General features: G+C 75.1%; 17 protein-coding genes. 7 read left to right on the top strand and 10 right to left on the bottom strand.

What is annotated here, in order from left to right; genetic code table 11:
* Positions 1–393 precede the first annotated feature (393 nt).
* Positions 394–1332 carry an ABC transporter ATP-binding protein gene (locus tag IF01_RS0129085; RefSeq protein ID WP_078880400.1) on the bottom strand — a complete coding sequence of 313 codons (939 nt, stop codon included), beginning with the start codon at positions 1330–1332 and terminating at the stop codon, positions 394–396.
* A gap of 295 nt (positions 1333–1627) precedes the next feature.
* On the opposite strand from IF01_RS0129085, the gene IF01_RS42440 reads away from it, so the two are divergent.
* On the top strand, positions 1628–3760 hold the full coding sequence (locus IF01_RS42440) for an AMP-binding protein (RefSeq protein WP_030396549.1): 2133 nt from the start codon (positions 1628–1630) through the stop codon (positions 3758–3760).
* Positions 3761–3835: 75 nt separating this feature from the next.
* Here IF01_RS42440 and IF01_RS0129075 read toward each other — a convergent pair whose 3' ends face one another.
* Positions 3836–5245 carry a hypothetical protein gene (locus IF01_RS0129075; RefSeq protein ID WP_157855379.1) on the bottom strand — a complete coding sequence of 470 codons (1410 nt, stop codon included), beginning with the start codon at positions 5243–5245 and terminating at the stop codon, positions 3836–3838.
* Positions 5246–5471: 226 nt separating this feature from the next.
* Here IF01_RS0129075 and IF01_RS0129070 point away from each other — a divergent pair, with 226 nt between their 5' ends.
* A complete protein-coding gene (locus tag IF01_RS0129070) occupies positions 5472–7064 on the top strand; it encodes a M4 family metallopeptidase (RefSeq protein WP_030396547.1) in 1593 nt (530 codons plus the stop codon).
* Between the two features lie 126 nt (positions 7065–7190).
* On the opposite strand, the gene IF01_RS0129065 is transcribed toward IF01_RS0129070, so the two are convergent.
* Complete coding sequence (locus IF01_RS0129065; RefSeq protein ID WP_030396546.1) at positions 7191–8153, bottom strand: D-2-hydroxyacid dehydrogenase family protein; 963 nt, start codon at positions 8151–8153, stop codon at positions 7191–7193.
* A gap of 138 nt (positions 8154–8291) precedes the next feature.
* On the opposite strand from IF01_RS0129065, the gene IF01_RS0129060 reads away from it, so the two are divergent.
* The 4 genes from IF01_RS0129060 to IF01_RS0129045 all read left to right on the top strand — a co-directional run bounded on the left by IF01_RS0129060 (position 8292) and on the right by IF01_RS0129045 (position 11393).
* Positions 8292–9062, top strand: coding sequence for a response regulator transcription factor (locus tag IF01_RS0129060; protein ID WP_051756443.1), 771 nt, complete (start codon positions 8292–8294; stop codon positions 9060–9062).
* Positions 9059–10609, top strand: coding sequence for a sensor histidine kinase (locus IF01_RS0129055; protein WP_030396544.1), 1551 nt, complete (start codon positions 9059–9061; stop codon positions 10607–10609). Before IF01_RS0129060 ends, IF01_RS0129055 begins: the two co-directional genes overlap by 4 nt.
* 113 nt (positions 10610–10722) lie before the next feature.
* Positions 10723–11187 carry a hypothetical protein gene (locus tag IF01_RS0129050; protein WP_037781499.1) on the top strand — a complete coding sequence of 155 codons (465 nt, stop codon included), beginning with the start codon at positions 10723–10725 and terminating at the stop codon, positions 11185–11187.
* Complete coding sequence (locus IF01_RS0129045; RefSeq protein WP_030396542.1) at positions 11184–11393, top strand: hypothetical protein; 210 nt, start codon at positions 11184–11186, stop codon at positions 11391–11393. The genes IF01_RS0129050 and IF01_RS0129045 overlap by 4 nt, the downstream gene beginning before the upstream one ends.
* A gap of 98 nt (positions 11394–11491) precedes the next feature.
* Here the strand turns inward: IF01_RS0129045 and IF01_RS0129040 are convergent, their stop codons facing one another.
* The 5 genes from IF01_RS0129040 to IF01_RS0129020 form a co-directional block, all read right to left on the bottom strand.
* The gene (locus IF01_RS0129040) at positions 11492–15994 is read right to left on the bottom strand and encodes a caspase family protein (protein ID WP_030396541.1); all 4503 of its coding nucleotides are present in this window, start codon (positions 15992–15994) and stop codon (positions 11492–11494) included.
* 9 nt (positions 15995–16003) lie between these two features.
* Complete coding sequence (locus tag IF01_RS0129035) at positions 16004–16306, bottom strand: Pepco domain-containing protein (protein WP_149030562.1); 303 nt, start codon at positions 16304–16306, stop codon at positions 16004–16006.
* A 698-nt stretch (positions 16307–17004) separates the two neighbouring features.
* Positions 17005–17433, bottom strand: a complete 429-nt coding sequence (locus IF01_RS0129030; protein ID WP_051756441.1) for a hypothetical protein — start codon at positions 17431–17433, stop codon at positions 17005–17007.
* A 326-nt stretch (positions 17434–17759) separates the two neighbouring features.
* Positions 17760–19298 (bottom strand): glycerophosphodiester phosphodiesterase, encoded by a 1539-nt coding sequence (locus IF01_RS0129025; RefSeq protein ID WP_078880398.1) that lies wholly within the window; start codon positions 19296–19298, stop codon positions 17760–17762.
* Between the two features lie 87 nt (positions 19299–19385).
* Positions 19386–19850, bottom strand: a complete 465-nt coding sequence (locus tag IF01_RS0129020) for a MarR family transcriptional regulator (protein WP_030396537.1) — start codon at positions 19848–19850, stop codon at positions 19386–19388.
* Between the two features lie 144 nt (positions 19851–19994).
* On the opposite strand from IF01_RS0129020, the gene IF01_RS0129015 reads away from it, so the two are divergent.
* Complete coding sequence (locus tag IF01_RS0129015) at positions 19995–20921, top strand: alpha/beta fold hydrolase (RefSeq protein ID WP_106981245.1); 927 nt, start codon at positions 19995–19997, stop codon at positions 20919–20921.
* A 59-nt stretch (positions 20922–20980) separates the two neighbouring features.
* Here the strand turns inward: IF01_RS0129015 and IF01_RS0129010 are convergent, their stop codons facing one another.
* Both IF01_RS0129010 and IF01_RS0129005 read right to left on the bottom strand, forming a co-directional pair.
* On the bottom strand, positions 20981–21349 hold the full coding sequence (locus IF01_RS0129010; RefSeq protein WP_030396535.1) for a hypothetical protein: 369 nt from the start codon (positions 21347–21349) through the stop codon (positions 20981–20983).
* A 145-nt stretch (positions 21350–21494) separates the two neighbouring features.
* Complete coding sequence (locus IF01_RS0129005; protein WP_051756458.1) at positions 21495–21746, bottom strand: hypothetical protein; 252 nt, start codon at positions 21744–21746, stop codon at positions 21495–21497.
* Positions 21747–22106 lie beyond the last annotated feature (360 nt).

Here is a 22106-nt window from a genome sequence, read left to right as displayed (position 1 = left end):
TTCTGCGAGCAGCCGGCCAGCGCGGCGCTCGCCACGGCGAGGGTGAGCAGAGTGGCTGCGGTGGAACGACGGGCGGACATGCGGGCTCCAGCGGTCAGGACAGGGCGTTTCAGGGCAGGGCTGAGCGCGGACGAGGAGCAACGACGCCGTCGGTGCCCCCGTCCACTTAGCTAAGGCATACCTTAGGGATATCGGATTTTGCCGTCTACACCGGGGTCGGTCACGAAACGGTGCAGGTGGGACAAGGGCTCCGGCGTCCCGATGGTCGGTCCACCGACGATTTCAGGCCACTCGTGGCCCGGTCCCAGGTGGCACCGATGGCAAAGAAGTGGTAAAGGGGCACGCACCGGTGGGTGCGCGCCCCTGGGAAGAGGTCGTCCGGGACCGCCGGGCTCAGCCCGTCGGGGTGCGGCGGGCGGCGGCCCGGGCGGTCCAGCGGCCGTCCTGGCGGGTGATCCGGATCGGGTGGCCGAAGGTCGCGCTCACCAGCTCGGTGGTCATCACCTCGTCCACCGGGCCCGCCGCGACCGTCTCCCCGGCCCGCAGCAGCAGCGCGTGCGTGGTGGACTCCGGCAGCTCCTCCAGATGGTGGGTGACCAGGACGCTCGCCAGCTCCGGGTGCTGGTGGCGGAGCAGGTCCAGACTGTCCAGCAGCAGTTCCCGGGCGGTCAGGTCGAGCCCGGTGGCGGGCTCGTCGAGCAGCAGCAGCCGCGGACTGGGCATCAGCGCCCGGGCGATCAGCGCCCGACCCCGCTCGCCCTGGGAGAGCGTGGTCCACAGGGACTCCGCGGCCGCCGTCATGCCCAGGGTCTCGATCAGCAGCTCGGCCCGCTCCAGTTGCTCCGGCGCGGGCTTGCGGTGCAGGTCCGGCTCGATCGTGTTGGTGACGCCGGTGAGGACGACCTCGCGCACGGTCAGCGGCGAGCGCAGCGGGTGGCGCGGATTGACGTGGCCGAGGTGGGCGCGCAGCTCGCGGATGTCGACCCGGCCGAGCCGGCGGCCGAGCACGTCCACCTCGCCGCGGGTGGGGTGGGAGACGGCGCCGAGCAGCGCGAGCAGGGTCGACTTGCCGGCGCCGTTCGGGCCGAGCAGCGCCCAGTGCTCGCCGGGGTGGATGTCGAGGTCGATCCCGCGCAGCAGGTGGCGGCCGTCCCGGACGACGTCCACGGCCCGGGTGCGCAGCAGCGGGGCCGCGGGCTCCGGCAGCTCCGGCAGCTCCAGCGATTCCGACGGCTCCGGCAGCTCCGACGGCTCCGGCGGCGCGGCGGGCGAGCCGGTGGCCGGGGTGGCTGCCGGGCCGGTGGCGGGCGGGCGCGGGGCGGACGTGCTCATGCGGGCGGGCCTCCTGGGGTCCTCCGGTGCCGGGCGGGGTCGCGGGCGCGGCGCCGCACCGGACGGGCCGCCGCCGACCGTCCGCGTGCAGAGTACAACCGTCGGTCCGGGAGGCGGGTCCGGTGTCCGGGTCGTGGACGGCCGCCCGGCACCGGCGCCGTACGTATCCCCCTTTTCCCCGGCGGCAGTTGGCGCCATGATCGGTGCGCGAACCGTGGAACCGGACCGGACCGACGGGTCGTGGAAGCGGTGCGGGGGCCACATGCAGGTGAACGCGGGTGGAGGGGACGGGTCGATGACAGGAACGGACACACCGCCGGAACTCGGTACCGGACGCGCCGGGACGCTGCCCGGGCGCTTCGAGGAGCACGCCCGCGCCGCGCCCGGGGCGGTCGCCCTGCGCTGGGCCGGCACGGAGCTCCGCTACGGCGAACTCGACGCCAGGGCCGACCGGTTGGCCCGGCAGCTGGTCGAGCGCGGGCTCCGGCCCGGCCGGCTGGCGGCGGTGGCGCTCGGCCGAGGTGTCGAGGTGTACGTCGCCCTGCTCGCCGTGCTCAAGACCGGCGCCGCGTACCTCCCGCTGGAGCCCGGCGCCCCCGACCCGCTGCTGCGGCACGTGCTCGCCGAGGCCGCGCCGGCCCTGGTCGTCACCGAGGAGGCGCACCGGATCCGGCTGACCGACGCCGGGGCCGCGGAGCTGGTCTGCGTCGACTCGGCCGGGGCCGCCGGGGCGGCGCAGCCCGCCGGCCCGCCCCCCGTCGAGCTCGACCCGGACGGCCTCGCGGTCGTCCTCACCACCTCCGGCACCACCGGCGCGCCGCGCTGCGCCGGGCTCTCGCACCGCAACCTGCTCGCCGCCCACCACGGCTGGCGCACCGTCTACGGCATCACCCCCGCCGACCGGATCCTCAGCACGGCGAGCCTGGAGTTCGACGTGTTCACCGCCGACTGGGTGCGCGCGCTCTGCTCCGGCGCGACGCTGGTGGTCGCCCCGCGCAACCTCACCCTGGACCGCGCCGCCGACATCGCCGACCTCCCGCCGCTGGTCGCCGCCGAGCGGATCACCCTGCTGGAGCTGAACACCCGCACCGCGCGCCGGCTGACCGCCCTCCTCGCGCCGACCGCCGGGGGCCGACCGCTCGCCGGGGTGCGGGTGCTGACCGTCGGGGCCGAGAAGTGGTGGCTGGACGAGCACCTGGCGCTGCAGCGGCTGGTCGGCCGGCCGACCCGGGTGATCAACGTCTACGGGCTGGCCGAGGCGTCCGTGGACAGCACCTGGTTCGAGGTCCGGGGCGTCGACGAGGTACCGGGCGGCGCGGCGCTGTCGGTGGTCGGCCAGCCGTTCCCCGGCGCCCGGGTGTACGTGCTCGACCCGGACGGCACCCCGCTGCCGGACGGCACGGTCGGCGAGATCGCGCTCGCCGGGCCGGGCCTCGGCCCCGGGTACCCGGGCCGCCCCGAGGAGACGGCCCGACGGTTCGTGCGCAGCGAGCACGACCCGGACGGCCGGGTCCTGCTCACCGGCGACCTCGGCCGGATCGCGGAGGGCGGCGCGCTGGAGTTCGTCGGCCGGGCGGCGGGCGTGGTCGGGCCGACCGACGCCCGGGTGTCCGCCGCCGCGGCCGCGGCGGTGTCCCGGGCGGCCCGCGCCGAGGCCCGGCTGCGTGCCCGCCCCGGGGTCCGGGAGGCGGCCGTCGCCGAGGTGGAGGTGGCGCCCGGTCGGCGCGAGCTGGTCGGATACGCCGCCACCGTGCCCGGCGCCCCGGACACCGACGGCTGGTCGCTGACGGCCGCGCTCACGGCCGCACTGCCGGCCGGGGAGGCGCCCGCCGCCGTGGTCCCGGTGCCCGAACTGCCGCGCACCCGGGCGGGCAAGCTCGACCGGGACGCGCTGCCGCTGCCCGCGCCGGCCGACCGCACGGCTCCCCGCCGGTCGGGCGGCGGGAAGGGCTACCGGGGCAAGGGCGGCGGGGGGTCCGGGGGCGTCGCGGAGTCGGAGTCCTTCCTCGGGTGCGGCACCGTCGCCGTCGGGGTGCCGTCGGCGGCCGTCGCCGCGCTGCTCACGGACAAGCTCTGGCCGGGCTCGACGGACGTCTCGGCGGTGCCGGCCCCGTACGACAGCCTGTTCCGCGTGCTCTACCTCTTCGAGTGGGCCGCGTTCGGGCTCGGAGTGGCCTGGCTGCTCTTCGGGGCCGTGGTGACGGCCCGGCAGCGGCGGCCCGTCGGCCTCTCGGTCGCCGCGCACCTGGCGGTGTTCTGGCTGCTGGCCTCCTGGTGGCCGCAGGACAATCTGTACCGGACCACCCGCCGGGCGGACTGGTACGCCCAGACCTGGCTGGTCTTCGTGTTCAACATCGCGTTGATGGTCTCGGCCGCGATCGTGGTCCGGTTCCTGACCTGGCAGCCGAGGGTGCGCAAGCGGCTGTGAGCAGGCCGGTCCCGGAGGAGCGAAGGCTGTGAGCAGGCCGGTCCCGAGGGAGCGCGGACCGCGGAGGGAGGATGCTCAGCGCAGGGCCTCGAACATCCGGCCCAGCGCGTGGTGGGCCGCCCCGAGCAGGGCCTGCGCGGCGTCCAGCGCCTCGACGCTCCGGGCGGCGAGCGCCAGACCGACGGCCGGCTCCGGCTCGTGGCCAGCCGTCACGATCAGCGGCAGCAGCGTCGCGCCGAGCTGAGCGCAGGCCGGACGCAGCCGGGCCAGGTGGCCGTGCAGCGCCTCCTGGGAGAGCCGGGCGCCGAGCGGCATCGCGTCCAGGGTGCGGACCAGGTGGCCGGGGCCGCGCACCTGGTCCAGCCGGTGGTGCAGGACGAAGGCGACCGCCGGTCCGGTGAGCCGCAGATTGGCCTCGGTCGGGGCGAGCCGGCGTTCGCGGTCGGTGACGAAGTCGACGTCGTACCAGCCCCGGTGGCCGGCCTCGGCCAGCCGCTCCCCCACCGCGAGGCCGAAGCGTTCGGCGGTCGCGGCGGCGCCGGGCGGCACCACGCCCGGACCGACCGTCACCCCCTGGTAGCGGGTCCCGTCGACCGCCATCTCGCCGACGCCGACCGGGTGGACCCGGCCGTCGGCGCCGATCACCGCGTCGAAGGTGAGGTCGCGCAGCCGGCCGGAGCCGGCCGGACCGCCGTCCACGTACTCCTCCAGCAGCAGCGGGCCGCCGGGCGGCAGCACGTCCTCGCGCACCAGCCGGCGGAGCAGCCGCCGGGCCCCGCCGGCCGCCGAGACCTCCTCGGGGGTGACCACCACGGTGCCGTAACCGCCCACTCCGTGCGGGGACTTGAGCACCGTGGCGCGGCCCCGGGCGGCGCGGGCGGCCAGTCGCCGGGCGGCCGCCCGGGGGGTGTCGGCGGGCTCCTGCCGGGGCACCCGCACTCCGGGGTGGTCCTGGGCGAGCGCGGTGAAGAGGCCGTGCGCGGCGTCCTTGGCCTCGTAGCGGCGGACGGCCGCGAGCTCGGGGCCCTCGCCCCGGTCGGGGGTGCGGCCCCAGAACAGCACGGGCTCGGGGCCGGTGGCGAGCCGTTCGACGAGCGCGGGGCGGGCGGCGAGGGCCTCGGCGACCGTGCCGCCGGGGGCGATGCCGTCGAACAGCTCGACCGGGCCCCAGTCCAGTTCGCGGGCGAGCCAGTCGATCCAGACCCGGTCGACCTCGGCGGGCAGGACCAGCGCGGCGGGGTCGGGGCTGTAGCCGACGGCCAGTCCGGCGTAGTGGTGCGCCCGGCGGAGGCGGTCGGCGCGTCGCTCGGCGGCGGACGGTTCGGCGGCGGACCGGCCGGCCCCGAACCTCCCGGCGGTGAAGCGCCCGGCGGTCAACCGCCCGCGGGAGGACGGTTCGAGGAGGAACTGCTCGTTGAAGTCGGCCACGTTGCCGACGTGCACCGCACGACGTCCGCCGGTCCAGGCCCCCACCCATCCGTCCATCCCGCGAGCGTACGGCACGGGTGCCGACGGGTGCGGACGGGCGCCCGCGGGCGACGGGCTCGGCGCAAGCGTGAACAGACAAGTCGAAAACGATCACATTTGATCAGTACAGGACACGAATTGGCAAAGTTCTGACGTTCGCTCTAGCCGTGGATGACTGCGCACCGTCAATCTCGGTCGCAGCTCTCATCCCTGCATCGCGCAGCATCCCCCGACTGGAGTCAGAGTGAGCCCCACCTCCTCTTCTCGCCGCTTCCTCGCGGCCGGAGCCATAGCGGCCACCGCCGCCCTCGTCGCCGCCACCGTCACCGCCGGGACCGCGTCCGCCGCCCCCACCGGCCGCGACGCGGCGATCGCCCAGGCCCGGGCCAACGTCGCCCACAACGCGTCGGTCTTCGGCTTCGCCGACGGCCAGGACCTCGTGGTGAAGGACGTCGTGCTGGACGCCGACGGCACCCAGCACGTCCGCTTCGACCGCACCTACCTCGGCCTGCCCGTGGTCGGCGGCGACCTGGTGGTCCACCAGGACTCCCGCGGACGGCTCAAGGACTCCTCCCGCGCGGCCGCGCACGACGCCGCCGTGCGCACCATCGTCCCCAAGGTCCCCGCCCAGCTCACCGCCAGCCGCGCGCTGGACGCCGCCCCCGGCGTCGGCAACGCCACCAGCAGCCCCGAGCTCGTCGTCTGGGCCGCCGACGGCACCCCGCGCCTCGCCTGGCGCACCACCGTCGAGGGCACCGGCGACCACGGCCAGCCGGCCGGCCGGATCGTCGTCACCGACGCCAACACCGGTGAGCAGATCGAGGCCTACGACGCCGAGCACCAGGCCACCGGCACCGGCCACTCCGAGTACACCGGTGACATCACCATCGACACCACCGCGCAGACCGGCGGCTTCTCGCTGAAGGACCCGACGCGCGGCCACATCACCAAGGACGCCCACAACGTCGCCGCCGGCTCGCTCAACGCGAACTCCGGCACCCTCTTCACCGACACCGACAACGTCTGGGGCGACGGGAAGAAGTTCTCCACCGACCGCGCCACCGCGGCCGTCGACGCCCACGCCAACACCGCCTGGACGTACGACTACTACAAGAACACCTTCAACCGCAGCGGCATCAAGAACGACGGCAAGGGCGCCACCGTCTTCGTGCACGTCGGCACCAACTGGGACAACGCCCAGTGGTCCGACAGCTGCTTCTGCATGATGACCGGCGACGGCGACGGCGTCACCGACCCGGAGCAGGTCGACCTCGACACCATGGGCCACGAGATGACCCACGGCGTCACCAGCGCCACCGCCAACCTCCGCTACAGCGGCGAGTCCGGCGGCCTCAACGAGTCCACCTCGGACATCTTCGGCACCATGGTCGAGTTCTACGCCAACAACGCGGTGGACAAGGGCGACTACCTGTTCAGCGACCAGTCCACCCCGCCGTGGCTGCGCCGCTTCGACAAGCCCTCGCTGGACGGCCGGTCCGCCGACTGCTGGACCAGCAAGGTCGGCCAGCTCGACGTGCACAACTCCTCGGGCGTCGGCAACCACTGGTTCTACCTCGCCAGCGAGGGCAGCGGCGCGAAGACCATCAACGGCGTCAGCTACAACAGCCCGACCTGCAACGGTTCGACGGTCGCCGGCATCGGCAACCAGAAGATCGCCAAGATCTGGTACCGCGCGCTGACGGTCTACATGACCTCCACCACCAACTACAAGGGCGCGCGGGCCGCGTCGCTGAGCGCTGCCAAGGACCTCTACGGCGCCACCAGCACCGAGTACAAGGCCGTCGCGGCCGCCTGGAGCGCCGTCTCGGTCTCCTGACCGCGGCGCCCGCACCGCGGCCCGTCACCCCCGTCGCGGGGGTGGCGGGCCGCCTGCCGCTCGTGCGGTCCGGACCATGTGCCGCTCCTGCGGTCCGGGCCGCCTGCCGCTCCCGCGTCCCGGCCGTCAGTCGCCCAGGACGCGGACCGGCGCCCCGGCCAGGAAGGCCGCGATGTCCTCCACCGCCTCGCCGTAGTAGCGCCGGTAGTTGTCCCGCGACACGTACCCCAGGTGCGGGGTGGCCAGCAGCCGGGGCGCCGTCCGCATCGGGTGGTCCGCCGGCAGCGGCTCCTGGTCGAACACGTCCACCGCCGCCCCCGCGATCCGCCCCGCCGCCAGCGCCGCGAGCAGCGCCTCCTGGTCGACGATCGCCGCCCGGGAGGTGTTGACCAGGTACGCGTCCGGCCGCATCAGCGCCAGTTCGGGTGCGCCCAGCAGCCCCCGGGTGCGCGCGCCGAGCGCGAGGTGCACGGAGACGAAGTCGCTCTCCCGCAGCAGTTCCTCCTTCGACCCCGCCCGGCGCACACCCACCTCGGCCGCCCGCTCCCCGGTGAGGTTGCTGCTCCACGCCACCACGTCCATGTCGAAGGCGAGCCCCACCCTGGCGACCCGGGCACCGATCTTCCCCAAGCCCAGCAGGCCCAGCCGGCGCCCCGCCAGATCCGCGCCCACCGTGCTCTGCCACGGCCCGCCGCTCCGCAGCGCCGTGCACTCCTCGACCAGCCCCCGGGCCAGCCCGAGCAGCAGCGCCCAGGTCAGCTCCACCGGCGGCGTCGACGAACTGGCCGTCCCGCACACGGTGACCCCGTGGGCGCGGGCCGCCGCGTGGTCGATCACCGAGTTCCGCATCCCCGAGGCGACCAGCAGCCGCAGCCGGGGCAGTTGCTCGAACACCTCCGCCGGAAAGGCGATCCGCTCCCGCAGCGTCACCACGATGTCGAAATCGGCGACCGCCGCGACGAGTTCCGCCACCGAGGCCGGATGCTCGCGGAACGCCACGACCTCGACCCGGTCGGTCACCGGGGACCAGTCGGCGATCGTGGTGGCGACGCCCTGGAAGTCGTCGAGTACGGCGCAGCGGAGTCTCATGCCCCGCACTCTTCCAGATCCGTCCGCCACCGCCGGGCCCGGCTCCCCCGGTCCCCGCCGTTACCCGGCCGGGACACCCCCGGAAGCCGTTCGGCACCCCGGTGTGAGAGGGTCGGCGGCCGGACGGAGGAGGCGCCGATGCGGACGAGCGGGACCGGGGACACGGCGGGCAGCCGGGACACGACGGGAAGCCGGGACGGGGCGGGGACCGGCGGGCGGGTCCTGGTGGTCGACGACGACGCGGCGATCCGCCGCGGGCTGGAGCGCGGGCTGCGGCTGAGCGGCTTCTCGGTGGCCCTCGCCGAGGACGGCGGGGCGGCGCTGTCCCGGATGACCACCGAGCTGCCGGACGTGCTGGTGCTCGATGTGTCGATGCCCGGCCTCGACGGAGTCGAGGTCTGCCGCCGGCTGCGCGCCCGGGGCGACGACCTCCCGGTGCTGATGCTGTCCGCCCTCGACGAGGCCGCCGACCGGGTCGCCGGGCTCCAGGCGGGCGCCGACGACTACCTGGTCAAGCCGTTCGCCCTGGAGGAACTCGTCCTGCGGCTGCGGGCCCTGCTCCGCCGCCGACCGCCGCAGCCGGACGACCGGGTCCTGGCCGGACCGCTCAGCCTCGACCCCGGCACCCGCCGGGCCCACCTGGACGGCGAGGAACTCACCCTCACCCGCAGGGAGTTCGAACTGCTCGCGCACCTGGCCCGGAACGCCGGCCTGGTGCTCTCGCGCGAACTGCTGCTGGAACGCGTCTGGGGCTACGACGCCGAGGTGCGCAGCGACGCCGTCGACACCTTCGTCAGCTACCTGCGCCGCAAGACCGAGGCCGGCGGGCGGCCACGGCTGATCCACACCGTCCGGGGCGTCGGCTTCGTACTGCGCACACCCGACGGCTCGCGGCAGGCCCCGCGATGAGGCTCTCCACCCGGATCGCGCTCTGGGCGGCGGCCCTGGTGCCGCTGCTGGTGGTGCTCGCGGGCCTGCTGCTGCTCCCGCTGGTCGGCCGGGACCTGCGGCACCAGCAGGACGCCCGGCTCGCCGAGCGCACGGCCGCACTGCTGCCGAGCGTCCGGGCACTGGTGGCCGCCGACAGCAAGGGCCGGCCCAAGGTGGAGCAGAACCAGCAGCGCAAGGTGGTGGACGACGCCCTGGACCTGGGGGTGCGGGTGACCGGCACGGACGGCGGCGTCCTGCTGTCCGTCGGCCCGCAGCCGGACGGGCCGGGTGCCCTTCCGAGCGAGCCGGGCGGCGGGCCGGTCACGGTCCGGGACCGCGGCAGCTCCTGGCGGGTCCTCACCAGGGCGGTCGGCGGGAACGGGAACGGCAATGGGAACGGCAAGGGCGGTGGCGGCGCGGCCGGCTCCGGCCTGCTGCAGGTGATCGCCCCCACCGGTCCGGCGGACCGGCAGGCGGCAGCGGTGCGGCGGCGCGTCCTGCTCGTCGCCCTGGTGTCGGCCCCGGTCGCCGCGCTGCTCGGCTTCGCGCTCGCCGAACGGGCCACCGCCCCGCTGCGCCGGCTCAGCCGCCGCGCCGCCGGGCTGGACCCGGCCGCGGCACCCGGCGCTCCTGCATCCCCCGGCCTTCCCGGCTCGCCCGGCTCGCCCGGCTCGCCCGGCGGTCACGGGTTCCTGCCCGAGCGGACCGGAACCACCGAGGTCGACGAGCTGTCCTCCGCCCTCGCGCTGCTCCTCACCCGCTACGACGAGCAGGCCCGCCGGACGGCCCAGGCGCTGGACACCGCCCGGGCGTTCTCCGCCGACGCCTCGCACGAGCTGCGCACCCCGCTGATGAGCCTGCGCACCAATCTCGACGTCCTGGCCGCCCATCCGGACCTGCCCGCCGCCGACCGGGACGAGGTCGTGGCGGAGCTGCGGCAGGACCACGCGCGGCTGCTCGACCTGCTCACCGCGCTCAGCACCCTGGCCCGGGGCGACCTGGTCCAGTTGGACGCGTTCCAGCCGGTCGACCTCGCCGAACTCGTCGACGCGGCGGCCGAGGAGGCCCGCCGCCGCCACCCCGGCACCGTGTTCGCCGTGCACGCCCCCGCCGAACTGCGGGTGTTCGGCTGGGAGTCCGGACTGCGGATCATGCTCGCCAACCTCCTCGGCAACGCCGCCGTGCACGGCCGCTCCGACGGCGCCCCGGCCCGCGTCACCGTCCGGCTCGCCGCCGAGGGCTCACAGGCCAGGCTCACCGTGGACGACAGCGGCCCCGGGGTCCCGCCGGAGGACCGGGCGGCGGTGTTCCAGCGCTTCCACCGCCGCCGGGACAGCCCCGGTTCGGGCCTCGGACTCACCCTGGTCGCCCAGCAGGCCGCGCTGCACGGGGGCACCGTCGCCCTCACCGCGCCGCCCGACGGCACCGGCTGTCGGGCCGAGGTGACCCTCCCGCTCCCCCGTCCGGACGCGCCGACGCTCGAACTCCCGGCCCGCCGGGACTGGCTCACCGGTCCGGGGCGCTGAACCTCTCCGGGCACCGGACCGACCGTTCCACAGGGATTCCACAAGAAGGCGTCCTACCGTCCTGACTCGACCGCACCGCACCCGGGCCGTCCGGGTCGAGGAGAGGACGTCACATGCCCGCAGTCAACCGCCTTCCCTCCGGTCGCCGGACCGCCGCGCTCGGAGCCCTCGCCCTGACCGGCGCGCTGCTCGCCGCCGCGCCCGCCGCCCAGGCGGCTCCGGCCGCCCCGAGCTCCGGCCCGGCCGCCGCCACCGCGCCGACCGCCCTGCCGACGCCGACCGGTGACGGGGCCAAGAGCATCTGCAAGCGCCTGCCCAGCACCGAGGGGCATCTCACCAAGGCGCTGAACCGGCTCAACGGGGACGCCACCGTGGCGGGCTCCGTCGCCCGGCTGGAGCAGCGGGTCGCGAACGCCAAGACCGCCGGTCACACCGAGGTGGAGACCTATCTCAACGGCCGGCTGACCACCCGCAAGGCGCTGGTCGGCACCCTGAAGTCGCGGCAGGACGACCTCAAGTCCGTGGCGACCTGGTGCGCCGCCCACAGCCAGGGCGCCGGCCAGGGCACCGGCAAGTGACCCGCCGCCCCGCCGCGGCGGCGCTCGCCGCCGTCCTCCTGGCCGGAGCGGCGCTGCTCACCGGCTGCGGCCCCGTGGTCACCCACGGACCGGCCTCCCCCGGCGCGGCCGACAGCGCACCGCCCGCGGACCTCCAGCAGAAGCTGGACGCCGCCGAGAGCGCCGCCGCTGCGGCCGACGCCGACACGGCGTCCGAGAACGGCTGATCCGTTCGGCGCGGGGAGCGGCGGCGGGGGTGTCGGGCCGGTCGTGGGGGCCGGCCCGGCACGCCTCCGGCGCCGAACTCCGCCGAACGCCGCCCGCCTCAGGGCCCCTGGACGTCCGGCATCCACGGCCGTCGGCCGGGCCGCTCCGCCCGCCTCGACAGCTGGGCCGACAGGCTCCGGGCACCCCGCTGGTCCAGCCACCACCGGACCTCGCCCACGACACCCGGGCGGACCGAGACGACCGTTTCGATCGCCTCCCGGAGCACCGCTTCGTGGCCCGTCAGGTCCAGGTACTGGAGGAAGTCGGCGATCTGCTCCGAGCGCCGGTGGCGGCAGAGGTCCACCGCCATCCGGAGGCTGATCTCCGGCGGCATTTCCGCCTCGACCAGACTCGCCACCGCCCGAGCGATCTCCTCTCCGGTCCTGTCGCGGGAGGAGAGCGCGGCGACCAGTACCTCGACGCTCCGGGGCCGACCGATCGGCAGCAGGCGCCCGATCACCCTGGCCACCGCATCGCCCGCGAGCACCCGCCGGACCAGCAGCTCCACCATCTCGTTCGACCCGTCGACGAGGCTCCGGTCCCTCGATCCGTCGACCGGCACCGGGGCCTCCAGCAACTCCGCGACCCGCTGCGGGGGCTCGTCGGCGAGGACGTGGTCGACGATCCCCTCCGCGTCCGGGAGCCGCCCGCCCTCCAGCAGGCCCCGGAGGATCAGCACGAGTTCCGCTGTGGGACGAACGGCCGCGAGGATCCGCCACAGCTCGGTCCGCTGATCCGCCCCCCGGGTCCCGGTCGCCGGGGCGAGCTGCGGCCCCCGGCCGGGCCGCACCGGCGGTGGCGCTGACGACAGGCCCGGCGTCCCGGCCAGCAGGCCGACGACCTCCCAGGGTTCCCGGTAGAGGACCGCGGCCGCCAGGGCCGCCCTGCCCTCCCCTCGCCGGGCAGCGAGTCCGGCGAGTTCCCCGACCGGGCCGTCCGCGCCGACCGCCCACAACAGGCCCGGGCGGTCCAGGCCAGGGACCGCCCGGGCCAGCAGCCGGTACCAGGACACCACCGACGCGTTCGCCGGGGCCTCGTCGACCAGGGCAGCCGCGTACCGGAACCAGCCGCGCTCGTTCAACTTGGTGAAGAGCGTTGGGATGTCGACCGTCCGCGCGTACACCCGGAGCACCGGCAGCCCGGCCTGCTCGGCGCCGTGCCGGTGCAGGTGGGCGAGGATGCCATCGGTCTGCTCGGGCGACAGTTCCGGGGCCAGCGCGTCCAGCGCGAGGTCACGCACCTCCTCGCCCCGCGCGTCCAGCGCCGCGAACAGCCGGCCGAGCTCCTCCTCGGACCCGGTCCAGTGCGCGGCCCGCAGCACCGCCCCGGCGAGGACACCCTGCCGTCCGGCCAGCAGCTCCACCAGCAGCTCCGCACCCCGGTCCGGCGCCGTCGTCCGCGCGACGTGCTCCACGAACCGCTCGACCGCCAACCCCCTCCTGAACCGCTCCAGCGGGAAGTTGCGCAGCACCTCGGCCACCTCCCGGACGGGCCGCTCGGCCGCCGCCCGGCACAGCACCTCGAACGCATCCTCGTCCCGGAGCGCTTCCAGCAGGCCGACGACGGCCGGGGGTGGCTGGGAACGGCCCAGGCGGTCCAGCAGGAGACCGGCCTCCCGCCCGCCGCCGGTCCGGCCCAGTTCCCCGATCAGGGCACGGAACTCCTCGGACCGGAGCTGCGGCCCGCCCAGGAACGCGTCCAGCAGATAGTGCGTGCCCGGTTCGGAACCGATCGCCCTGGCCGCCGCGAACAGCCTGGCGGCGTGCGCCCTCAGCGCCTCGACCAGTCGGTCACCGGGGCGGGATCCGCGATGTTCGGACCGCAGGGCCTCGACCAGCACTCCGCTCCGCTCCACCAGTCCGGCATCGAGGAAGGCACGGAGCAGGTCATCGACATCGACCGCCGCCCCGCCGGGCCCCCGGGCGTCGACGGCGACGATCAGTTCGGCCACCTCGCCGGGCGAGCCCCGCCAGGCCACGCCGAGCAGGGTGCCCCGGTCCGCGGCCGGGTCCACGGGCGGCCGGCCGGCCGAGACCGCCGGACCGGGCTCCGACGGCGTCGAACCGTTGACGGTGGCGAGCGGCGCGAGGACGGCCGGGGCCTCCGCTCCGGCCGGACCGACCGGCTCCCGGGGCTCGGACGCAGGCGTCGACTCCAGGAGCGGAACCGGCACCAGGTCCGGGGCCGGCGCCGCTGCCGGCGCGCCCCGAACGGACGAGAGCTCGTCGAGCAGCAGCCGCTCCCCGGCTCCCACCCCCCGGTTCCCGGACCGGAACTCGGCCCGCAGAGCGTTCAGCTCCGCTGCCCGGCACTCGCTGACGACCACCCGCGCCACCTCTCTCCCCAGCTCGCCGAAACGCTCCTCGTCGCTGGCGTCGAGCAGATCGGCGAGCCGGCCCGGCTCCCGGCGCAGCGCGAGGATCCGGCGCAGGAGCGCGTCGCGCGCCGCCGACGGCATCCGCGCCAGCACGGTCAGCAGCTCCACCGCCGACCGGTTGCGGATCAGGGTGTCCTGGAGCAGGGGCGCGACGGCAGACAGGCGGCGCTGCTCCAGCTCCGCGAACAGCGGCCCCACCTGCTCCGCCGGGTACCGCCGGCCAAGCACCGACACGGCGGCCGCGACCGGGTCGCGGTCCGACCGCCCCACGCCCGGGAGTTCCCGGACCCGGACCAGGATGTGCGCCACCCGCTCCGGCGACGCCCCGCACAGCACCTCCAGGAAGGGTGCGAGCAGATTGTCCGGTCCGTGGCCGCAGAGCAGGACGGTCAGCTCCCCCACCTCCTTCGGCACCATGAGGCCGGCCGCGAGTCGTACGACGGCAACGGCGTCGTCGTCGGGGCGGGCGCCCTCGTGGACATCGCCGCCCGACAGTCCGCGCAGCAACCGGTGCAGGTCCCGGGGCTCCTGCCGGGCGCACTCCTCGTGGAACACGTCGAGGTACCGCGACATACCGGCCTCGCGAAGCAGCCGCAGCACGCCCCGTACGTCGCGGTGCTGGGCCACCAGGGTCCGGAGGACGGCCGTCGCGTCCCGCTCCAGGCCACCCCGCCCCCTGGTGGACCGCAGCCACCCGGCGACCGCCTCCGCCGGCCACTCCGCCACCGCCGCGAGCGCCGCCGCCCTGGCCTCGACCGCCCCGGCCAGGGACAGCACCACGAGGAAGCCGTCCACCGACCGGGAACCGAGCCTGGCCACGGTCGCCCGCACCAACCGGCGGACCTCCGCCGGCAGTTCCTCCGCCTCCAGTGCGGCCAGCAGCGGTGGCAGGTCCTCCACCGGCCGCGACCCGTCGGACACCCGGGCCGCCTCGGCGGCGAGTCCGGCCCGGTGCAGTTCCACGACGCACGCCGCCCAGGCGTCCGCCGGCAGCGCCGCCAGCGCGCGGAGCAGGGTCGACCGCAGGGCGTCGACCGTCTCCTCCGACAGTCCGGCGTCACCGTCCGGTGCGGCGAGTGCGGCCAGCCCGGTGAGCAGCACCGGCGGTTCGGGCGCCGCACGGACGGCCGCCACCTCCAGGAGCCGGTGCCCGACGCCCCCGCGCCCGGCTTCGCAAAGCGCCCCGATCAGCTCCGACAGCGAGGCGACGGGGCGCCGCCGGGCCACCGCGTCCCACATCGCGGAGACCGCTGTGGCGTCCAACCAGCTGGTGTGGGCGAGCAGTTCGTCCGTCGGACCGAGCGCGGCGTACTCCTCCAGCAGCTCGGTACGCCCGGAGGTCTGGTACTGGTGGACGGCACGGCCCAGGAGTTCGTTGACGTCGGGGGCGACCGACGGCTGCTGCGGCGTCGGCGATTCGTCCTCGACCGGCACGGGGGCGAGCTCCAGCAGCGGGCCCGCGACGACGAACTCCCCCTGGTCGGTATCGGTAAGAACGCGGACCTCCTGGGCGGAGCCAGGTTTGCCGTGCTCGGCGTGGAGCGCCTCGATCCGGCACTGGACGGCCTCGCTCAGCTGCTCCAGGGTCAGCGGACCGTCGTGCGCGAGCAACTCGTCCAGGACCGCGCGCGAGAACAGACTGAACGATCCGCTCCGCGCAGCGACGAAGTGCGCGTACCCACCGGGCGAGCAGGCGTACAGGTGCGCGATCCGCAGGGACTTGACGGTCATCGCCCGCCCGCTCGCCCAACCGACCGCGCCGGCCATGGTGTCGCCCCCGACACCCTCCCGGCAGGCGTCGATGAGGAACAGCACCTGTGCGGCGCGGGTGTTCTCGACCTCGCTGCGCCAGTCGATGGCGACGCAGCCGGACCAGAGCGGCTTCCGGTAGCGGTGCAGGTCCTCCGGTATCAGATAGTCCACGCCCTGGGCGTGCAGGCCGTGTCCGCTCAGGCAGATCAGCAGTGTCTCGCCCCGCCGGGCCTTCTCCAGGAAGCGCGAGACCTCGCCGTTCACGAAGTTCCAGCTGATCCGTTCGCCCGCCCCGGGCCGCTCGACCCGGAAGCCGCGTGCCCGCAGGGCCGCGTCCAGGCGTTCGAGGTCCCGGGGGACGAAGGGCAGTGGGGTGAACCCCACCCGCGCGTAGTCGCTGGCGCCGATCAGAAGTGCGGCGAACCCGCCCATCCGGTCCCGCTAGTTGCCGAAGACGAAGGTGATCCCACGGGTGCCCTGGACCTGGGAGCTGCCGACCAGTTGGACGCCGCCCGAGGCGGAGACCTGGAAGCTCAACTGGACCTCCTTGAGCGGCAACGGGCCGCCGCGGTCGGCGATCTGCTCGAACAGCGTCTGGAGCGCGTCCACCGTCTCCGCGAGGTTCGAGCGCAGCGCCCCGAGCGGCACCCGGCGCAGCACGGCCTCCCGGTCGCGCCGGAAGACGCCCATCGTGTCGCCGTCCTCCTCCTCGTCCTCGGTCACCCAGAACACCAGGGAATCCAAGGACTCCACCTCGTCCGCCACTTCTCCCCCACCCCGCGCGATCCACGCCCCAGGCCGACTCCGGTGTGTGATCCACCGCAGGGCGAGGATAGCCCCCGGAGGCCGGTGATTGAAGTCGATCCGCCGATTGATCACGGCTGTTGATGGTGAGTCAGACGAAGACTGCCGTGACGCCTGTGACCGACCCGGGAACGCCGCCGTCGGCCGACCGCGGCCGACGGCGGGGGGCTCCGCCTGGGAGTTGGGCTGACCGCACAGCCGGGGAATCCGGCCGGGCGGTTGGTGGTGATGCGGAACCGGAAGATCGATCACAACATCACCCAGGCCCCGGCTCGATTGTCGGGCAATCAATCACGCCACGACGACCACCGCCCCCAGCGCCGCAACGACGGTCGTTGCTGCGGTGGGGGCGGTGAAGTGGATTCCGTCCGGGTTATCGGCAGACCGCGTTTCACCGGAGCGGCCGAGGGAGGCGCCGAACGCGGAGGCGGCGGAGGGCGGCGTCTTTCCCGGTGGCTTGCGTACGGGGAATTGTGCTCCGGCGGGATTCGGGACGGACCGGACGACCGGGCATTCCGGCCTCGTCCCCGGAACGGCCCGCCCGACGAAGGCCCCCGCCGGATTGTTCCGGCGGGGGCCTGGACCGGCCTCGCCGGAACGCCGCCGGTCGGCCCGGCGGGCGGGCTACGGTGCGGACGTCACTTGCCGCACCAGCCCGGGCCCTTGCTCCACCAGTCGCCGGAGTTGTAGTCCCGGCCGCCGTAGTAGATGCACTGCCCGGGTGCGTAGAGGTAGGCCGTGGCGTAGTAGCTGAAGTCCCGGAACTCCTCCTGCCTCCCGCTGCCGTCGCCGAAGGTCAGGTAGGCGCCGGTCGGCGTCGGGGTGCCGACCTTGGAGTTCTTGATGGTGGCGACGCAGTTCTTGCCGGTCGCGCTGCTGTAGGTCAGGTAGACCGTCGAGGTGCCGCCCGGCAGGTTGAAGGAATCCTTCGTGACGTAGCTCGACCCGCAGGCGGTCTGCGGGGTGTAGGCCGTGACCGCCGCATCGGCGGTCGCGGGGACCGCGAACAGAACCGAACCGGCCGCCACGGCGAGGGCCGCCGTGCGCGCGTAGTTCCTACCGAACATCCTGGACTCCTTCGTACGACGCGTACTCCTGGAAACCGACGTGCCGGACCATGACAACAGTCGGCCTCCCGCAATCGCCGATACTTCTTGTGCGATGTCCGGAACCGGATCGAGGACGGTCCGATTCCGCCACGAAATTTTCGGCGAATACCGGAAGTGGAACCGGAACCGCCCGACCCGGCATTCTCTCGATTTCCGGGAATCGCCGAGGATTTCCGAAACGCCTGACGCGGACCGGATCCACGACCGGGTCGACGGGATCCGGGAGTCGGGCCGGCCCCACGGCCGGGCGCTCGGCCGGGGGTTCCCGGCCGAGCGTCCGGCGGCTACTGGCGGGCGGCGAGCCAGCCGGAGAGTTCGGCGGGGCGGTTGGTGATGATGCCGTCCACGCCCGCCGCGTCCAGGGCCTTCCAGCGGGCGGGTGCGTCGACCGTCCAGGCGTTGACCGCGACGCCTGCCGCGTGCAGGGCGGCCACCACCTCGGGGCGGGTGGCGAGGGCGGTGTCGGCGGGGTTGTAGGCGGACAGGCCGAGGTCCCGGGCGACGGCGACCGGGTCGGCGTCGAGGGAGGCGCGCAGCAGGCCGAGGGGCAGTTCGGGGGCCAGTTCGCGGGTGTAGCGCAGGGCGTCGGTCTCGAAGCTCTGGACGAAGACCCGGCCGGCCATGCCGCGGTCGCGGATGTCCTTGACGATCCGGGCCACCTCGTCGCGGGTGTGCGGGCCCTTGATCTCCAGCAGCAGGCTGCCGCCGCGGGTGCGGAGGTCGTCGAGCTGGGCGGCCAGGGTCGGCACGCGGGCGCCGGCCGTGGTCGGGGCGAACCAGGCGCCGGCGTCCAGTGCGCCGAGCTGGGCGGCCGTCAGGTCGCGGACGCGGCCGCTGCCGTTGGTGGTGCGGTCCACGGTGTCGTCGTGCAGGACGTGGGGGACGCCGTCCTTGCTGGGCTGGACGTCGTTCTCGATCCAGTCCGCGCCCGCGCGCCGGGCGACCTCGTCGGACAGCAGGGTGTTCTCGGGGGCTGCGGAGGAGGCGCCGCGGTGGGCGATGACGGTGAGCGGCGCGCCGGGCTGCCGGAGGAAGGCGCCGGGGGCGAGCGCGGTGACCTTGAGGTCGTCGAAGGAGACCTGGGCGCCGTTGACCAGCAGGGCCTGACCGCCGTCCGCGCTCCGGGCGACCTGGGTGGTGCGCATGACCTCGCGGCCGTCGAAGATCCAGCGGGCCGCGCCGCCGTGCACCTCGACGGCGAGCCGGACGTCCCGGCCGGTGCCCGCCGCGGCGGGTCCGACGGCGGTGTCGGTGACGTTCCAGGCGTCGGCCGGGGTGCGCCGGGCGAACTCCAGGCCGTTGGCGGCGGTGGTGCCGGAGCGCACGGTGGCGATCGACCACGGGGTGGTGCCGTTGGCCGGGACGTCCAGGCCGAGGGCGGTCCAGCGGGCGGCGTCGACGACGCTGTCGAAGCGGGCCGTCACCTCCAGCCGGAAGTCGGTGAGGTGGCGGCCGAAGGTGATCCGGGTCTGCTGGTTCCAGTCGGCGGAGTTGCCGACCAGGCGGCCGTTCTCGATCCGCCACGGCCCCTCGACAGCCGTCCAGCCGGCGGGCAGGCCGGGGCCGTCGAAGTGCTCGTCGACCACCACGTCGCCGGGCGCGGCGGCGGCCGGGGCGACGCCAGGAGCGGCCGGGACGGCTCCGGGGGCGGCGGAGGCGGCGTGCGGAGCCGTCAGCGCGACGGTGCCGAGGCCGAGCGCGGCGGCGAGCAGCGCGGCGAGCGGGCCGGAACGGGCAACGCGGGCAGCGCGGGTGATACGAGCGGCGCGGGCGGTACGTCCGTCTCGCGGCCCGTCCGGACCGGCGGAGTGACTGCTGATCATGCGCGGCAGGCTAGGCGATCACGACCCGGAGCGGAAGCCATGCCGTACGAACGGCCGTTCCCACGACCGGGCGAAGCCGGCGCGGGATCACCCCGCCGACGGGACCGGGCGGCCGGGGGCGAGGTGCCGGGCGAGGGTGGCCAGGGCCTCGGTGACGGCGTGCAGGACGGCCGGGTCCGGGGCGGCGCCGCCGGGTCCGGCGAGGGCGGCCGCGAGAGCGTCGTCGACGGTGGTGGCCCGGACCTCGGCCACCCGGGCCGAGGGTTGGGCGGCGGGCCGGACGAGCCGTCGGCGGCGGTCGGCGGGGTCCGGCTCGGTCAGGACCGAGCCCGCTTCCACCAGCCGCGCGACGGCGGTGGAGACCTGACTCTGCGGCAGTCCGGTGCGGGTGGCGATCTCGCCGACGGTCGTGCCCGGGCTGGCGACGATCTCGCCCAGGGTGACCAGGACCGAGCGGACGGAGCCGCGCGAGCCGGTGGCCGGTTCGGGCATGGCCTGCTCGCCGACCTTCATCAGCGTGCGGCCCAGGAGGAACAGCTCGACTCCGTTCATGGCCGCCAGGCTACATCGGCTTCGATGCATTGAAGATGATGCATCGAATTAGATACATCTCTATTGATACATCTTTCTCGATGCTCTAGTGTCGGTCGGGCCCGCCGGACAGCGGCACCACCCACCGAAGGGACACCCACCGCCATGACCGCCACCGCTTCCGAAAGCACCGCCACCGAGAGCACCACTACCGAGGGCACCGCCACCGAAGGCACACTCGCCGCCCCCGGCGCGACCCTCCACTACCGGCTCGCGGGCAGCGGCCCCGTCCTGCTGCTCTCGCAGAGCGGCGAGGGCGACGCCGACCGCACCGTCGACCTCGTCCCGCACCTCACCGACACCTTCACCGTCGTCACCTACGACCGCCGCGGCCTCTCCCGCAGCACCCTCGACGACCCCGCCCGGCCGGTCACCATGGCCGACCACGCCGACGACGTCGCGCTGCTGCTCGCCGAGGCCGCCCGGATCACGGGCACGGACGGAACCGGCGGGGCCGCTCCCGAGCCCGCCCTGATGGCCGGGTTCAGCATGGGCGCCGCGATCGGCCTCCAGGTGCTGGTCCGTCACCCGGGCGTGCTCGGCACCCTGATCGCGCACGAGCCCGTGCTGCCGAACCTGCTGCCCCCGGCGGACCGCGAGGAGCATGTCGCGGAACTCCTCGCCATCCAGGCGGCGCACGCCACCGGAGGCACGGCCGCGGCCTTCCCCGCGATCGCCCGGCACCTGGGCATCGACCCCCGGCACGACACCACCGAGGAGGGCCTCACCCCGCAGCCGATGACGCCCCGCCGGGTGGCCAACTTCGACTTCTTCGTCCGCACCGAGTTCACCGCCGTCACCACCGACGGACTCGGCCCGGCCGAGCTGGCCGCCGCCGCGCGGCGCTCCGGCACCCGCGTCCTCCCCGCCACCGGCCGCACCACCCGCCCGGACGTGCACACCTACCGCTGCGCGCTGGCGCTGGCCGCACTGCTCGGCACCGAACCGGTCGCCTTCCCCGGCGGGCACAACGGGAACACCGCCTTCCCCCGTGCGACCGCGCGGACGCTGAAGGCCCTGCTCGGCCGCTGAGCGGCCGCGGCCGCGACCGCGACCGCTCAGCAGGCGCTCGACGGACGCTCGACGGACGCTCAGCGGGCGGCGCCGTCCGGGTCGGCGGGCCGGGACTTCCCCGCCGCGCCGGGCCGGGGGACCCCGTCGATCGCCACGCAGATGCCGAAGACCCGGTCGTGTCCGGTCCAGCCGTTGACCCGGCCCCGGTTGTTGCTGATCTGCACCCGCCTCCTGGCGTGGTCCAGGGCCGACACCAGATGCAGGTAGACCGTGCCGGCAACTCTGGCCAGCACGATGTCACCGACCTCCAGCTTCGACGGATCGGCCGGGAGCACGCGCACCGACTGTCGGCTGCGGATCAGCGGGACCATCGACGAGCCGCTCGGCCGGAACTCCACGCCGGCCCCACCGGCCACCCTCGCCGCCACCGCGTCCAGTGCACCCATCGGGCGATCGTCGCACTCACACTCCGGACCGGGCCACCGAATTGTCCGCCCGGGCTGCCTGCGCGCGAGGCCGGAACGGCCCGGACCGGAACGGCACGTCAAGGGGCGGCGTCAACATCACTCCCGCCGCCCTTCACACCTGCGGTCAGGCTTCGCCCGGGTGCCAGGCCGGCCATTCCCAGGGCCGGTCGACCCAGTGGACGCGGTCCGGATCGTGCGGGTCGAGGTCGGGGAAGAGCTGGTGGATCCGCGGTTCGAACTCCTCCGGGGCGAGCGGCTCCCAGCCGTGGCCCTCGAAGCGGACCAGCCGGTAGCGGCTGTCGGTGCGGAACTCGGCGACCTCGACCAGGGATTTCGACGCCGTGTTCGCCGCGGTGGACGTGCTCTTGGTTTCCATGCCTCCCAGCATGTGGCGGACCTCCCGGCGGCGCACCCGGGCTGCGGCAGGCAGCGTACGGCGGCGGTCCGGATCCGGCGGGGCGCGCACCGGAACCCTCGTCCGGGTCATGTCCCGCCGTCGGCAGGCTCGTTGAGCACCGCGAGCGGGGGCCTGCGACGGCCGCCGCGCGGAGCGGCCCCATCCGGCCCACCCGGCATACCCCGGCCCACCCGGCAGGCCACGCGCGGACGGGCGGCGGTGGACGACGGCAGGAGGACGAGGACATGAGCGGGCAGGCGGCAGACGGCGGTACCCCGGCGGGCGGCGGACCGAGGACCGGTCCGGTCGCGGCGGCAGGAGCGGCCCCGGTGACGGCTC

The sequence above is a fragment of the Kitasatospora purpeofusca genome (genome assembly GCF_000718025.1).
GTDB classification, from domain to species: Bacteria; Actinomycetota; Actinomycetes; order Streptomycetales; family Streptomycetaceae; genus Kitasatospora; species Kitasatospora purpeofusca.
The sequence above is the reverse complement of the archived record's forward strand: the minus strand, read 5'-3'. Positions and strand labels throughout refer to the sequence as shown.

Excerpts from the sequence above, each read along its gene's own strand:
- IF01_RS0129040 (WP_030396541.1), bottom strand. The coding sequence starts at position 15,994 with ATGGGCGGGTTCGCCGCACTTCTGATCGGCGCCAGCGACTACGCGCGG.
- IF01_RS0129010 (WP_030396535.1), bottom strand. The coding sequence starts at position 21,349 with ATGGGTGCACTGGACGCGGTGGCGGCGAGGGTGGCCGGTGGGGCCGGC.
- IF01_RS42440 (WP_030396549.1), top strand. The coding sequence starts at position 1,628 with ATGACAGGAACGGACACACCGCCGGAACTCGGTACCGGACGCGCCGGG.
- IF01_RS0129065 (WP_030396546.1), bottom strand. The coding sequence starts at position 8,153 with ATGAGACTCCGCTGCGCCGTACTCGACGACTTCCAGGGCGTCGCCACC.
- IF01_RS0129020 (WP_030396537.1), bottom strand. The coding sequence starts at position 19,850 with ATGAACGGAGTCGAGCTGTTCCTCCTGGGCCGCACGCTGATGAAGGTC.
- IF01_RS0129015 (WP_106981245.1), top strand. The coding sequence starts at position 19,995 with ATGACCGCCACCGCTTCCGAAAGCACCGCCACCGAGAGCACCACTACC.
- IF01_RS0129025 (WP_078880398.1), bottom strand. The coding sequence starts at position 19,298 with ATGATCAGCAGTCACTCCGCCGGTCCGGACGGGCCGCGAGACGGACGT.
- IF01_RS0129055 (WP_030396544.1), top strand. The coding sequence starts at position 9,059 with ATGAGGCTCTCCACCCGGATCGCGCTCTGGGCGGCGGCCCTGGTGCCG.
- IF01_RS0129075 (WP_157855379.1), bottom strand. The coding sequence starts at position 5,245 with ATGGACGGATGGGTGGGGGCCTGGACCGGCGGACGTCGTGCGGTGCAC.
- IF01_RS0129060 (WP_051756443.1), top strand. The coding sequence starts at position 8,292 with ATGCGGACGAGCGGGACCGGGGACACGGCGGGCAGCCGGGACACGACG.
- IF01_RS0129030 (WP_051756441.1), bottom strand. The coding sequence starts at position 17,433 with ATGTTCGGTAGGAACTACGCGCGCACGGCGGCCCTCGCCGTGGCGGCC.
- IF01_RS0129050 (WP_037781499.1), top strand. The coding sequence starts at position 10,723 with ATGCCCGCAGTCAACCGCCTTCCCTCCGGTCGCCGGACCGCCGCGCTC.
- IF01_RS0129005 (WP_051756458.1), bottom strand. The coding sequence starts at position 21,746 with ATGGAAACCAAGAGCACGTCCACCGCGGCGAACACGGCGTCGAAATCC.
- IF01_RS0129085 (WP_078880400.1), bottom strand. The coding sequence starts at position 1,332 with ATGAGCACGTCCGCCCCGCGCCCGCCCGCCACCGGCCCGGCAGCCACC.